This window comes from Spirillospora sp. NPDC048823 (assembly GCF_043198445.1).
GTDB lineage: Bacteria > Actinomycetota > Actinomycetes > Streptosporangiales > Streptosporangiaceae > Spirillospora.
Genome location: NZ_JBICUT010000001.1, coordinates 480191 through 493070 on the forward strand (window position 1 = coordinate 480191; position 12880 = coordinate 493070).

Annotated in this window: 12 protein-coding genes; 9 read left to right on the plus strand and 3 right to left on the minus strand. The window is 71.2% G+C overall.

Translation table 11 applies throughout. From position 1 onward, the window contains the following. Positions 1 to 69: 69 nt before the first annotated feature. From ACGFK0_RS02015 to ACGFK0_RS02025, 3 genes are all read left to right on the plus strand, one after another. Positions 70 to 900, plus strand: coding sequence for a Scr1 family TA system antitoxin-like transcriptional regulator (locus ACGFK0_RS02015; RefSeq protein ID WP_392898701.1), 831 nt, complete (start codon positions 70 to 72; stop codon positions 898 to 900). After that, positions 891 to 1073 (plus strand): DUF397 domain-containing protein, encoded by a 183-nt coding sequence (locus ACGFK0_RS02020; RefSeq protein WP_392898704.1) that lies wholly within the window; start codon positions 891 to 893, stop codon positions 1071 to 1073. Before ACGFK0_RS02015 ends, ACGFK0_RS02020 begins: the two co-directional genes overlap by 10 nt. 102 nt (positions 1074 to 1175) lie before the next feature. After that, positions 1176 to 2966: a hypothetical protein gene (locus ACGFK0_RS02025; protein ID WP_392898706.1), complete on the plus strand. Its 1791-nt coding sequence runs from the start codon at positions 1176 to 1178 to the stop codon at positions 2964 to 2966. 77 nt (positions 2967 to 3043) lie between these two features. On the opposite strand, the gene acnA is transcribed toward ACGFK0_RS02025, so the two are convergent. Continuing rightward, positions 3044 to 5809, minus strand: a complete 2766-nt coding sequence (gene acnA, locus ACGFK0_RS02030) for an aconitate hydratase AcnA (protein WP_392898708.1) — start codon at positions 5807 to 5809, stop codon at positions 3044 to 3046. A 472-nt stretch (positions 5810 to 6281) separates the two neighbouring features. Here acnA and ACGFK0_RS02035 point away from each other — a divergent pair, with 472 nt between their 5' ends. The 3 genes from ACGFK0_RS02035 (at position 6282) to ACGFK0_RS02045 (ending at position 8473) form a co-directional block, all read left to right on the plus strand. Beyond that, positions 6282 to 7055 (plus strand): lytic polysaccharide monooxygenase, encoded by a 774-nt coding sequence (locus tag ACGFK0_RS02035; protein WP_392898710.1) that lies wholly within the window; start codon positions 6282 to 6284, stop codon positions 7053 to 7055. After that, positions 7052 to 7657 carry a DUF305 domain-containing protein gene (locus ACGFK0_RS02040; protein ID WP_392898712.1) on the plus strand — a complete coding sequence of 202 codons (606 nt, stop codon included), beginning with the start codon at positions 7052 to 7054 and terminating at the stop codon, positions 7655 to 7657. The genes ACGFK0_RS02035 and ACGFK0_RS02040 overlap by 4 nt, the downstream gene beginning before the upstream one ends. 138 nt (positions 7658 to 7795) lie before the next feature. Further along, positions 7796 to 8473: a response regulator transcription factor gene (locus ACGFK0_RS02045; protein ID WP_392898714.1), complete on the plus strand. Its 678-nt coding sequence runs from the start codon at positions 7796 to 7798 to the stop codon at positions 8471 to 8473. 8 nt (positions 8474 to 8481) lie between these two features. On the opposite strand, the gene ACGFK0_RS02050 is transcribed toward ACGFK0_RS02045, so the two are convergent. After that, positions 8482 to 9009 carry a hypothetical protein gene (locus tag ACGFK0_RS02050; protein WP_392898717.1) on the minus strand — a complete coding sequence of 176 codons (528 nt, stop codon included), beginning with the start codon at positions 9007 to 9009 and terminating at the stop codon, positions 8482 to 8484. Positions 9010 to 9086: 77 nt separating this feature from the next. On the opposite strand from ACGFK0_RS02050, the gene ACGFK0_RS02055 reads away from it, so the two are divergent. The 3 genes from ACGFK0_RS02055 to ACGFK0_RS02065 all read left to right on the plus strand — a co-directional run bounded on the left by ACGFK0_RS02055 (position 9087) and on the right by ACGFK0_RS02065 (position 11917). Continuing rightward, positions 9087 to 10472: a sensor histidine kinase gene (locus tag ACGFK0_RS02055; RefSeq protein ID WP_392898719.1), complete on the plus strand. Its 1386-nt coding sequence runs from the start codon at positions 9087 to 9089 to the stop codon at positions 10470 to 10472. Positions 10473 to 10653: 181 nt separating this feature from the next. Beyond that, complete coding sequence (locus ACGFK0_RS02060) at positions 10654 to 10953, plus strand: DUF1905 domain-containing protein (RefSeq protein WP_392898722.1); 300 nt, start codon at positions 10654 to 10656, stop codon at positions 10951 to 10953. A gap of 172 nt (positions 10954 to 11125) precedes the next feature. Next, a complete protein-coding gene (locus ACGFK0_RS02065) occupies positions 11126 to 11917 on the plus strand; it encodes a hypothetical protein (protein WP_392898724.1) in 792 nt (263 codons plus the stop codon). On the opposite strand, the gene ACGFK0_RS02070 is transcribed toward ACGFK0_RS02065, so the two are convergent. Next, positions 11880 to 12866, minus strand: coding sequence for a DUF2804 domain-containing protein (locus ACGFK0_RS02070; RefSeq protein WP_392898727.1), 987 nt, complete (start codon positions 12864 to 12866; stop codon positions 11880 to 11882). The two genes, ACGFK0_RS02065 and ACGFK0_RS02070, sit on opposite strands and share 38 nt — an antisense overlap. Positions 12867 to 12880: the final 14 nt, after the last annotated feature.

Below are 12880 nucleotides of genomic sequence, written 5' to 3' on the forward strand. Positions count from 1 at the left end.
CGCAGGTGGTTGCCTGGCTATCTCTTCTGACCAGATTTCTGAACTTGGTAGCCGCTTGAGTCAAGGTTGGTGAACGATGCCCGCATGGCACCACGACGGTCGAGAGCGAAGGTCAGCCCGAGCCTGGTCGCGTTCGGGCGCAGGTTCCGCAGATTCCGGGAGGCGAAGGGATGGAGCCAGGAGAACGTTGCACGTCGCGCTCGTGACGGAGAGGGCGTCACGTCTCAGTACATCGGGCAGGTCGAAACCGGCCGGACGCGCTGCACCCGCGAGTTCGCCGAGCAGATGGATCAGGAGTTCGAGGCGAACGGTGAGCTGGTCGAGTTCTGGGAGGACCTCGTGAAGGGGGCCGAGTTCCCGACCTGGTACGAGTGGCTCCCAATCGAGGAGACGGCGGAGGAGCTGACCTGCTACAGCCTCTCGCTCGTCCACGGCCTGCTCCAGACACCCGGCTACGCCGAGGTGCTGCTGTACGGCGACAAGGAGAAGACCGAGGAACGCCTCGCCCGGCAGGGCATCCTCACCCGCAAGAGTCCGCCCCCGCCCGGCTGCACCTTCCTTGTGGACGAGGGCGTACTGCTACGCGAGGTCGGGAACCCGCAGATCATGCGTGAGCAGTGTGATCACCTCATCGAGGCGCCGAAGACCCTGGGGGTATCCCTGCAAATCGTGAAGATGCGAGGCGACCACCTCGGGAACATCAGTTCCTTTACGATCGCGACCATGGAGGATATGCGGGAGGTCGCGTACTTCGAGTGCCCGGCACGCGGATTCACATTGGAGGGGAGTGACGAGCTCGCCACCATCCGCCGGACACTGCGAGAGGTGCGGGCCTTGGCCCTCCCGACAGATCAGTCGCTTGATGTCATCCGAAAGGTGCAGGCAGAACGATGGACCTGAACACGGCCACCTGGCGAAAGAGCACCCACAGCGGCGGTACCGGAGGCGAGTGCGTCGAACTCGCGTCGGGCCCCGGCATCATCGCCGTCCGCGACTCCAAGAACCCGGACGGGCCCAAGCTGCTCCTGGGACGCGACGAGTTCGCAGCCTTGGTGGACGTCCTCAAGCACTGACACTCCCCGAGACGCGAGAGTGCCCCGACCCCTGACCGGGAGCGGGGCATTTCCCGTGCGTCCTGTAACACCTCGTCGGCCGCATGGATAGGGTCGCGTTTCATGCGTCCCCCCGAGGAGCTGTCGTCGGTCGATTGGTCTGCGCTGACCCATGCCTACGGCGCCGCCGACGACGTCCCCGAGCTGATCCGCGCGCTCTACCTGGAGGACGAGGAGCAGGTCGAGGAGGCTCTCTACGAGCTGTTCGGCAACGTCCACCACCAGGGCACGGTCTACCCGGCGACGGTGGAGGCGGTTCCGTTCCTGGCCCACGCCGCGCTACACGCCGTGCTCAAACGCGATCACGTGCTGCTGCTGCTCGTCGTGATCGCCGACCAGGCGACGCCCGCGGATGCGGTGACCGAGGCCGCCCGGGCGGCGGTCGGAGCGGTGGCGCCGGACTTGTCGTCCTGCCTGGATGACGCGGATCCGGCCGTTCGCCGGATGGCCGTCCGGGTGGCCGCCGTGGCGACCGACCCCGAGGCGGTCGCGGAGCGGCTGACCGCGGTGTACGTCGCCGACCCGGACGCCGACGTACGCGCCGACGCGCTGACCGCACTCGCCCGGGCGGACCCGGACGAGGCGCGGGAGGCCGCTGCGCTGAGCGACGGCGTCCCTGCGATCCGGCTGGCCTCCGCGCTGCTGCGTCTCGAACGGTCGGCGCCGCCCTACCCGGCCGAGCTGATCGACGTGCTCGCCGCCGACGGCACGCACGCGGACGGGGAGACCTTTCCCGAACTGGGCAGCCAGGAGGATCGGCTGACCACGCTGCTCACGGCGGACGTGGACGCCGGGCTCGCGGTCGCCGCCCGCTGGGTGGCCGCCGGCGACCCCCGTGGGCGGGGGTCCTGGCTGGCCGAGGACGTGGCCAACGCCTGGCGCGACCACGAAGAACAGGTCGTGGCAGTCCTCGCCGCCGCGCTGCCGCACCAGGTGGACGCCGACGCGCTCGGGCTCCGACTGGAAGCGATCGCCCGCTGGATCAGCGGTGTGCAGGACGTGGAGGCCGGGCTGCGGGATGTGCTCCTCGGGCATGCGGCCTCGGCGGAACCCCGAGTGGCGCAGGCCGCCCAGCTCGCCCTGGCCCGGTGCGGAGACGAGCGGGTCCTGGCCGGTCCGTTCGAGCCGTGTGCGATGGCACTGGCCGTGGCCCCCGGCGACGCGCTCGCGCACGTCCGGAAGGCGCTCCCGGCCGCCGACGGCAACAGCGCGATCGCGTTGGTCTCCGCTCTCGATCCCCCGGCCGCCGCGCGACTGCTCCCCGAGCTCACCGATCTCCTCCGCGCCGGGCGGGCCGTCATCCCGGTGGCCCGCGTCCTGGGCACGCTCGACGGGGCGGACCGCGAGGTTCTGGGGCTGCTGGCCGAAGCGATGAAGAGCGACGACGAGATGCTGCGTGCGACCGCCGCCGCCTCCCGCGCGCTGCTCACCGGCGAGGCGGCGCCCGCGATCCGCGTGCTCGAACCGCTGCTGACGACGGGACGGCAGATCGCCTGGTATCTCCCCGAGGCCGGCCGCCTGGGCGCCGCGGGCGCTCCCCTGGTCCCGAGGATCGAGGAACTCCTCGGCTCACCGGAGCCCTGGCCTCGGATGGCCGCCGCGGAGGCGCTCTGGCGCATCACCGGCGACTCCGCGTCCGCGGTGCCGATCCTGACGGAACTCGCCGGGGCCTCCCCGGTCGGGCTGCGCGCGCTGGAGACCCTGGCCGAGATCGGCACGACACCGGCGGAACTGCGGCCGAGGCTCCGGCACTGCGCCTGGTCGCCGACGCGCCTGATGCCGGTGGGCTGGCCGCCGGAGATCCCGCATCCGGACGAGAAGCTCCGCGCCACGGCCCTGCGCCTGCTCGGTTAGGACGGGTCTCCCGCGCCAAGCCCTTGCGACGCGAACGGGCCGCCCCGTGAGGAGCGGCCCGTTCACGGTGGTGTGGGTTACTTGCGGATCAGGTTGCGGAGGACGTACTGGAGGATGCCGCCGTTGCGGTAGTAGTCCGCCTCGCCGGGGGTGTCGATGCGGACGGTGGCGGTGAACTCCTTGCCGTCCGCCTTCACCGTCACCTCGTCGGGGACGCCGCCCTCGTTCATGGCGGTGACGCCCGTGATGTCGAACGTCTCGGTGCCGGTGAGGCCGAGGGACTCCGCGGACTCGCCGTCCTTGAACTGCAGCGGCAGGACGCCGAGGCCGATGAGGTTCGAGCGGTGGATGCGCTCGTAGGACTCGGCGATGACGGCGCGGACGCCGAGGAGCGCGGTGCCCTTGGCGGCCCAGTCGCGGGACGAGCCGGAGCCGTACTCCTTGCCGGCGATGACCACGAGCGGGATGCCCTGCGCGACGTAGTTCTGCGACGCGTCGTAGATGAACGACTGGGGTGAGCCGTCCCGGGTGAAGTCGCGGGTGTAGCCGCCCTCGACGTCGTCCAGGAGCTGGTTGCGGAGCCGGATGTTGGCGAACGTCCCGCGGATCATGACCTCGTGGTTGCCGCGGCGCGAGCCGTAGGAGTTGAAGTCCTTGACCGCGACGCCGTTGTCCTGGAGGTACTGCGCGGCGGGCGTCCCGACCTTGATGGCCCCGGCCGGGGAGATGTGGTCGGTGGTGACCGAGTCGCCCAGCTTCGCCAGGACGCGGGCGCCGTGGATGTCGGTGACCGGCTCCGGCTCGGCGCCCATGCCGTCGAAGTACGGGGCCTTGCGGACGTAGGTGGAGTCCGGGTCCCACTCGAACAGGTCGCCGGTCGGGATGTCGAGGCCGGTCCAGCGCTCGTCGCCCTTGAAGACGTCGGCGTAGTCCTTGACGAACATCTCCTGCCCGATGGACGACTCGACGATCGAGGCGACCTCCTCCGGCTCGGGCCACAGGTCGCGTAGGTAGACGGGGCCGTCGGTGCCCTCGGCGATCGGGTCGTTGAGGATGTCGATGTCCATCGTCCCGGCGAGCGCGTAGGCGATGACCAGCGGCGGCGACGCCAGGTAGTTCATCTTCACGTCGGGGCTGATGCGGCCTTCGAAGTTGCGGTTGCCGGACAGCACCGCGGTGACCGCGAGGTCGTTGTCGTTGACGGCCTTGGAGATCTCCGGCTGCAGCGGGCCGGTGTTGCCGATGCAGGTGGTGCAGCCGTACCCGACGAGGTTGAAGCCGATCTTGTCGAGGTACGGGGTGAGGCCGGCGCGCTCGTAGTAGTCGGTGACGACCTGCGATCCGGGCGCGAGCGAGGTCTTGACCCACGGCTTGCGGGTCAGGCCCTTCTCCACGGCGTTCCTGGCCAGCAGCGCCGCGCCGATCATCACGTACGGGTTGGACGTGTTGGTGCAGGACGTGATGGCGGCGACGGCGACGTGGCCGTGGTCGAGTTCGAAGCTCGTCCCGTCGTCGAGGGTGACGGGGACGCGGTGGTGCGGGCGGCCGGAGCCGTTGGCGTCGACGTGCCGGGGCTTGTCGCCCTCGGTCTCCTGGTGGATCGCCGGGCTGTCCGAGGCCGGGAAGCTCTCGTTGGACGCCTCGTCCAGCGCGCCCAGGACGCTCTCGACGTAGTTCTGCACGTCCCGACGCCAGGTGGTCTTGGCGTTCGACAGGGCGATGCGGTCCTGCGGGCGCTTCGGGCCGGCCAGCGACGGGACGACCGTCGAGAGGTCCAGCTCCAGGTACTCGGAGAACTCGGGCTCGACGGACGGGTCGAGCCACATGCCCTGCGCCTTCGCGTACGCCTCGACGAGCGCGATCTGCTCCTCGTCGCGGCCGGTCAGCCGCAGGTACTTCAGCGTCTCGCCGTCGACAGGGAAGATCGCGCAGGTGGAGCCGAACTCGGGGCTCATGTTGCCGATCGTGGCGCGGTTGGCCAGCGGCAGCGCGTGCACGCCCTCGCCGTAGAACTCGACGAACTTGCCGACGACGCCGTGCTCGCGCAGCATCTCGGTGATGGTCAGCACCAGGTCGGTCGCGGTGGTGCCGGCGGGCAGCTCACCGGTCAGCTTGAAGCCGACGACGCGCGGGATGAGCATCGAGATCGGCTGGCCGAGCATCGCCGCCTCGGCCTCGATGCCGCCGACGCCCCACCCGAGGACGCCGATGCCGTTCTGCATGGTCGTGTGCGAGTCGGTGCCGACGCACGTGTCGGGGTAGGCGGCGCCGTTCCGGTCGAACACGACGCGGGCGAGGTGCTCGATGTTGACCTGGTGGACGATGCCGGTGCCGGGCGGGACGACCTTGAACTCGTCGAACGCCGTCTGCCCCCAGCGCAGGAACTGGTAGCGCTCCTTGTTGCGCTCGTACTCCCGCTGCACGTTGCGCTCGAACGCCTGCGGCGTGCCGAAGTAGTCGACGATGACGGAGTGGTCGATGACCATCTCGGCCGGGGCGAGCGGGTTGATGTTGCTCGCGTCCCCGCCCAGTTCGCGGACGGCCTCGCGCATCGTGGCCAGGTCCACCACGCACGGCACGCCGGTGAAGTCCTGCATGATCACGCGGGCCGGGGTGAACTGGATCTCCTTGCTCGGCTCCGCCTGCGGGTTCCACCCGGCGAGCGCGCGGATGTGGTCGGCCGTGACGTTCGCGCCGTCCTCGGTGCGCAGGAGGTTCTCCAGGAGCACCTTCAGGCTGTACGGGAGACGGGCCGAGCCCTCGACCGCGTCCAGCCGGTGGATGTCGTACGACTTGTCGCCTACCTGCAGCTTGTCAAGGCTGCCGAAGCTGTTCGCGGACACGGACTCCTCCTCCGTCGACACCGCGCGTCCGGTCCGGGACATGAGCGCGCGGCGCTTCGTCTTGGTCTTCGTGTCCCGCCCGTGGCCGACGTCGTGCGTGGCGAGGCGGGTACCTGCTCACCTTCTTGATCCTGCCCTAGTCGGGCTTCTGACCGAGAATCGGGGGAGCCTAACTTCTGCCGGTTTTCTCTTGACGTCAAGCTATCTCCAATTTATCTCGACATCAAGCTACTTGCACCCTCCCCGGGGCCACCGGCACGGCCGGAGCCCGTGCCGCCCCCCGGCCGGACGCCGCGGCCGGGAGGCGCAGCGGGCATGGGCCGGTGCGGCGTGGCGGGCACCCCGGACGTTGACGATCGCTTCCCCGGTCGTTAAGGCGGCTTTAAAAGAGTTGTGGCTAACGTCCTGACGGCAATCGGAAGTCGCCGAATTCCGGCGGCCGACCGGAAGAACAATGGGAAGGAATTCCTGTATGCGCAGGACCATCGCCTATCCACTCGCCATTTTCACGGCCGCCGGGTCGACGCTGGTCACCGCCGGTCCCGCGGCCGCGCACGGCTACATCTCGTCCCCGCCGAGCCGGCAGGCATTGTGCGCCGCGGGCGCCGTGCCCGACTGCGGTCCCATCCAGTTCGAGCCGCAAAGCGTCGAAGGCCCGAAGGGACTGCGCAACTGCCACGGCGGGCTCAGCCAATTCGCGGTGCTGTCCGATGAGAGCCGCAACTGGCCGGCGAAGTCCGTCGGCGGCACGGTGAGCTTCAGCTGGACGCTCACCGCACGCCACCGCACCAGCACCTGGGAATACTTCGTCGGCGGCACCCGCGTGGCCGTCTTCGACGACGGCAACCAGATCCCGAACTCGGTCGTGACGCACCAGGTCGACCTCAGCGACTTCCCGGGGCGGCAGACCGTCCTGGCGGTGTGGAACATCGGTGACACGCCCATGGCGTTCTACAACTGCGTCGACCTCGACATCGGCGGCGGCTCAGGGACACAGCCGCCTGCCCCGTCACCCGGCCCGACGGCCGAGCCCTCCACTCCCCCGACGACCGCGCCCTCCACTCCCCCGACGCGGCCCGCGCCGACCGGCGCGCCCGCGGACGGTGAGGCCTGGCGGCCGGGCGTGACGTACCGCGTCGGCGACGAGGTCACCTACGAGGGCGTCCGGTACCGGTGCCGCCAGGCGCACACGACGATCCGCAGCTGGGAGCCGGTGTTCACCCCGGCCCTGTGGCTGGCGCCGTGAGCCCCCGTCCCCGCCGCCGCGCCGTGCTGCCGGCGGTGCTCGTCGTGCCCCTGCTGCTGACGGCGTGCGGCGGCGGGCAGGAGCGGAGCGCATCGTCCGACCCGGCTGGCGCCTCCTCGGCCGCCCCGGCCGCGTCCGGCTACAACGACACCGACGTGATGTTCCTGCAGATGATGATCGCGCATCACCGGCAGGGAGTGGAGATGGCCCGGGTGGCCGCGGAGCGCGCCGAGCGCGACGAGGTGCGCATTCTCGCCGCGGCCGTCGTGGCGACGCAGTCGCAGGAGGTGAAGACGATGAGCTCCTGGCTCCGCTCGTGGTCGAAGCCGACCACGAACGACCACCCGCCGAGCGTGCACGCCGCCCACGGCGGCATGCCGGCCACCGGCCCCAAGGAGATCAAGACCCTGAAGCGGACCAGGGGCGCCGGGTTCGAACCGGCGTTCCTCAACCTGTTCGTCGCGCATCAGCACAACGCCGTGGAGATGGCGCGGATGGAGACGGGCAAGGGCGGCAACCGCGACGCCAAGGCGTTCGCCAAGCGCGTCCAGGAGTCCCGGACGGACCAGATCCGGCAGATGCTCGGCCTCCTCGACAGCTGAGGCCGGGGTGGGGTGCCGGGCGGGTTTTCCTTCGCCGGGCGGAGCGCGGCCATAGCGGCCCCGGTCCGCCCGGCGAAGCATGACCGAACATTCCGAACCCGGTCTTTCGATCCACATATAAGGGTCTATTGTCCGATCGTGGCTACAGTGTTGCTGGTTGAAGACGACGACCATGTCCGGCAGGCGTTTCTGCGGGAACTGCGGGATTTGGGGCATGCGGTGCGCAGCGCCGCGCGGGCGCTGGACGCGCTGCGGGACGTGGCCGCCGACGCGCCCGACGTGGTCGTCCTCGACCTGGGGCTCCCCGACCTCGACGGCGGTGAGGCACTGAAGATGCTGCGCGCGGTCTCGGACGTGCCGGTGATCGTGGCGACGGCACGGGACGGCGAGCAGGAGATCATCCGCCTCCTGCAGTCGGGTGCCGACGATTATCTGGTCAAGCCTTTCTCGGCCGCCCATCTGCACGCACGGATCGAGGCGGTACTGCGGCGGGCGCGCACGGAGACACGGCAGAAATCAATGGTCATCGGTGAACTGGTCGTCGACATCGACCGGCGGCAGGCGAAAATGGGCGAGGACATTCTGCAGCTGTCCCGCAAGGAATTCGACATGCTGGCGTTCCTGGCCCGCAACGCCGGGCGGGTCGTGACCCGGCGGGAACTTCTCATCGAGGTGTGGCAGCAGGCCTACGGAGACGACCAGACCATCGATGTGCACCTGTCCTGGCTGCGCCGCAAACTGGGCGACCGGTCCGCCGCGCCGCGCTATCTGCACACCGTGCGGGGGGTCGGCGTGATGCTGACGGCACCGGAATGACCGGCGGATCAGTACTCGTACACCTGGATGATCGGCGGATGGCCGTTCCATTTCGCGAACACCGCCGAGCCGTGCACGTCGTCGGTCAGATCGACGCGCAGCCACTTGGACTGCTTCCACACCTTGGCCCGGAAGCCGTTGTCGGGCGTGGCCGACACCAGCCGCGCCTCGTCGTCGGACAGCGCCAGCACCACGCGTCCGGACTTGACCGTGTAGGTGCGCACCGTCTCGCCCGGCGCCTGGGACACCTTCGGGGACGCCGAGCGCCCGCCGCCGGGCGCGGCCGTGGACGCGCCACCGGATCCGGGGCGCGGCGAGGACGAGGTGGGGGACGGGGAGGGCTCCGGTTCGCCGGAGGTCCCGGAGGAGGGAGCCGGTCCCGGTGGCAGCCCCTGCCGGACGGGCACCTCGGCGGCGAGGTCGGGGCCGGCCAGGGTGGTCCCGCGCACCGCGTCCCCCAGCCCCGCCCAGCTGATCACCATGCCGGTGACCGTGGTGGCGATCCAGACCGCCAAGAAACCGATTCGTGCTCGCATGGACCTCATTCCCGTCATCGGACACTATCTTTCACTCGGGCAACGACTGGTCCGCCGTCGGTGGAGGGGTGTGGCGGATGAGAACCGCACTGGCGCGTATCGCGACGGCGGTGACGGCGATGGTGGCGCTGTCGTTCGTCGTCCCGCTGGGGCTGCTGAACGGCCAGATGGCGCGGGACCGGGCGCTGACCGCGGCCGAACGCCAGGCCGCCTCGCTGGTGCCGGTGCTGACGGTCACCGCCGACGCGGCCGTGCTGGACGACGCGGTCGGCTCCGTCCCGGCCGGGACGGCGGGACGGCTGGCGCTGCACCTGCCCACCGGTGAGGTGCTGGGTTCCCCGCACGCCCCGCCCGCCGACCTGGACGCGGCGCGGCGGCAGAGCCGCACCGCCACCGTCGCGGCGCCGGGCGGGCGGGTGCTGCTGCGGCCGGTGCTGCTGGAGGCCGGGCAGCTGGCGGTCATCGAGGTGTACGTGCCGCAGGAGGAGCTGAGCCGGGGCGTCGCCAAGTCCTGGGTGGTCCTCGCCCTGGTGGCGCTCGCGCTGGTGCTGGTGTCGGTGGCGATGGCCGACCGGCTCGCCCAGCGGGTGGTGCGGGCCGCGGACCGGCTGGTGCAGGCGGTGACCCACGTCGCCGCGGGCGACCTGGCGGCGCGCGTCGATCCGCAGGGACCGGCGGAGCTGCGCGCGGCAGGCGAGGCGTTCAACCACATGGCCGACCGGCTCGCCCGGCTGCTGGCGGCCGAGCGGGAGGCCGGCGCCGACCTGTCGCACCGGCTGCGGACCCCGCTGACGGCCCTGCGCGTCGACCTCGACGGGCTGGCCGCCAACCCCGGCGACCTCGGCCGGCTGGCGCAGAGCCGCAGCGCGCTGGAGCGGGTGGAGACGGCGGTCGACGACATCATCGCCGCCGCGCGCCGGCCCGGCGGGACGTCCGGCACGTCGAGCGCGGTCGTGGCGGCCGCGGACTGCGACGCGGCCGAGGTGGTCCGCGGCCGGCTGCAGTTCTGGTCGGCGCTGGCCGAGGACCAGGACCGCGGCTGGGACCTGGCCGGCGCCGACGGGCCCGCGCCGGTCCCGGTCGCCGAGGCCGACCTCGCCGCGGCGCTGGACGCGCTGATGGGCAACATCTTCCGGCACACCCCGCACGGCACCGCCTTCCGTGTCACCGTCCACCGCGGCCGGCACTCCACCGGCCTGCTGTTCAGCGACGCCGGCCCCGGCATCGCCGACGTCGGCGCCGCGCTGCGCCGCGGTGCCAGCGGCGCCGGGTCCACCGGCCTGGGCCTGGACATCGCCCGGCGCCTTGCCGAGTCCACCGGCGGGTCGCTGAGCGTCGGTCACTCACCGCTGGGCGGCGCCCACATCGAGCTGTGGCTGCGCACCGCCCCGAAGCCGTCGCCCCGGCGCTCGGCCCGCCGCGCCGAGCGGCGTGTCGGCCGGCAGTCACAGCGTTCCAAATGAACGACCGCCCCGGCCCGGCTCCCCGATGTCTTATTCAGGTCTTAAGGAAACGCTGAAAGGCCGTTATGGGAGGCAGGAACCGATGTGCGGCGGAGCGGGCGGCGATGAGTTCGGCCGTCCCGGGTGGTCTCAACCGGTGACCGTCGAACCAGGGGCCGCCGTGCCCCGGGAAGGACATCGGATGACCACGAAGACCGGCAGCAAGCAGTACGCGCTGGACGAGGAGCTCACGGCGCCCCTGCGGAAGAGCCCGGCCAAGGGCGGCTGGACGTACGTCGTCTGGCCCGAGTCGGCGGCCTTCTTCAAGACGCGAGGGCTGGTCAAGGTCAGGGGGACCGTCGACGGGCACCCGTTCGAGGGGTCGTTCATGGCGCTCGGCGACGGCACCCATAAGCTGGCGGTGAAGGCCGAGATCCGGCGGGCGCTCGGCAAGGAGGCCGGCGACGACGTCACCGTCCACTTGGTGGAACGCCTCGGATAGCGCGGCAGAAAAGGTGAGCGGAACCATGTGACCAGGACCGGAGTTTCGGCTGTTCTCACGGAGCTCCCACGTCCGCACGATGGCTCAAGTCGTCTGGCAGCGTTTGATCGCATGCTCCCCGCACATGCGGGGGTGCTCCGATGTACCTGAACGTGTTGGTTCAGGAGGAGATTTGCTCCCCGCGCACGCGGGGGAGCACATCAAGGTGGAGCCGCTGCGCTGGTACCACCACTGCGACCGGCTCGGCATCCTGGTGTGGCAGGACATGGTGAACGGCGGCGGCCCGTACCGCCCGGCCGTGATCACACCGCCCGCCGTGGTCCCGATGCGGCTCGGCGACGGCAGGCACGAGTGGTTCGGACGGGGCGACGCCGGCGGCCGCGAGCGCTTCCGCGAGGAGATGCGCGAGACCGTCGAGCATCTCCGGAACGTGGTGAGCATCGCCGTCTGGGTGCCGTTCAACGAGGGCTGGGGCCAGTTCGACGCGGCCGACGCCGCCGCCGAGGTCAAGGCGCTCGACCCGACGAGGACCGTCGACCACGCGAGCGGCTGGCACGACCAGGGGGCGGGCGACCTGAACAGCCTGCACGTCTATTTCCGGCGTTTCCGCGCGCCGCGCCGCCGCAGCGACCCGCGCGTGCTCGTGCTGTCCGAATACGGCGGATACAACCTGCGGGTGGACGGCCACGCCTTCAACGACAAGGACTTCGGCTACCGGCGGTACGACTCCGCCGGGCGCCTCGGGGCCGCGTTCGCCCGGCTGCACGCCCGGCAGATCGTCCCGGCGATCCCGCGCGGGCTCAGCGCGACCGTCTACACGCAGCTGTCGGACGTCGAGGACGAGCTGAACGGCCTGCTCACCTACGACCGCGAGGTCTGCAAGCTGCCCGAGGACCTGGTCCGCTCCGTCAACGCGAGGCTCCGCCTCACCAGCGCTGGCGGGCCTCCTCCGCCCACCCGGTGAGGCCGTCGAAGTCGATCCACGCCCCGTCGTCGGTCCGGGCGCGCCCGCTGAAGCGGCCGAAGCACTGGTGCGTCTCGCTGCCGACGATCCCCAGTTCCGTGCGCGCGACCTTCTCGTGGAACGGGCGGAACTCCGCCTCGACCCGGCCGCCGGTGATCGTCCAGGGGCGCGTCCAGTCGGCGCGGTCGTAGCTCCAGTCGAGCTCCTCGCCGATCTTGTGGAGCCGGCCGTCGACGAACAGCGCGTTCTCGGTCATGCCGGTGCCGTCCGTCCATGTGCCGCCGAGCTGGAGCGCCAGGCCCTGCCCGCCGGCCGCCGCCCAGTTCCACGTCATCCGGTACGGCCACTTGCCGCGCCCGTGGTCGAGCACCGCGAACGAGCCCTCCCCGATCTCGTGCTCGCCTGACGGGAGGAGCAGCCGCCCCGTCACCGGCCGCCCGACGTCCTTCACCGTGTACTGGAACCGCCGGGGCCCCCACGGGATCACGACGCCGAGCGACTCGTGGCCGTCCGGCAGCGGGATCTCCACATCGAGGTCGAAACCGACGCCGGGCGCGAGCGCCCGCACCCGGGAGCCGCCGGGACGCTGCCGGACACCGACCGCCACTCCCCCGCCCCGCACGGACGCCTCCCCCTCACCGCTGCGATCGGGCAGGACGGCACCGCGCGCCAGCGGGACGATCGCGTCCTTGCCGATCTCCTCGCCGGTCTCGCGGTCGAGGACGTAGACGCCGTGCACGCCGGCGTAGTCCAGCGACGAGGCGACGAGGCCGATGATGTGCCGGGGCGTGACGATGCCCCAGTACTCCCAGCGCTTGGCCCGCCCCCAGCCCCGCAGGTTGGCGCGGTGCAGCGGGCGGCGCGTCCAGCCGACGGCGTCCGGGTTGAGCCGCCCGTCCGGAAGGCACAGGTCGACGGCCTCGGTGATCTCGCGCTCGTGGGTCGGCATTCCCCGAGACTAGC

Bases quoted from the DNA above. Each gene is read 5' to 3' on its own strand.
- ACGFK0_RS02070 (WP_392898727.1), bottom strand. From the start codon at position 12,866: ATGCCGACCCACGAGCGCGAGATCACCGAGGCCGTCGACCTGTGCCTT.
- ACGFK0_RS02055 (WP_392898719.1), top strand. From the start codon at position 9,087: ATGAGAACCGCACTGGCGCGTATCGCGACGGCGGTGACGGCGATGGTG.
- ACGFK0_RS02035 (WP_392898710.1), top strand. From the start codon at position 6,282: ATGCGCAGGACCATCGCCTATCCACTCGCCATTTTCACGGCCGCCGGG.
- ACGFK0_RS02020 (WP_392898704.1), top strand. From the start codon at position 891: ATGGACCTGAACACGGCCACCTGGCGAAAGAGCACCCACAGCGGCGGT.
- ACGFK0_RS02050 (WP_392898717.1), bottom strand. From the start codon at position 9,009: ATGCGAGCACGAATCGGTTTCTTGGCGGTCTGGATCGCCACCACGGTC.
- ACGFK0_RS02025 (WP_392898706.1), top strand. From the start codon at position 1,176: ATGCGTCCCCCCGAGGAGCTGTCGTCGGTCGATTGGTCTGCGCTGACC.
- ACGFK0_RS02060 (WP_392898722.1), top strand. From the start codon at position 10,654: ATGACCACGAAGACCGGCAGCAAGCAGTACGCGCTGGACGAGGAGCTC.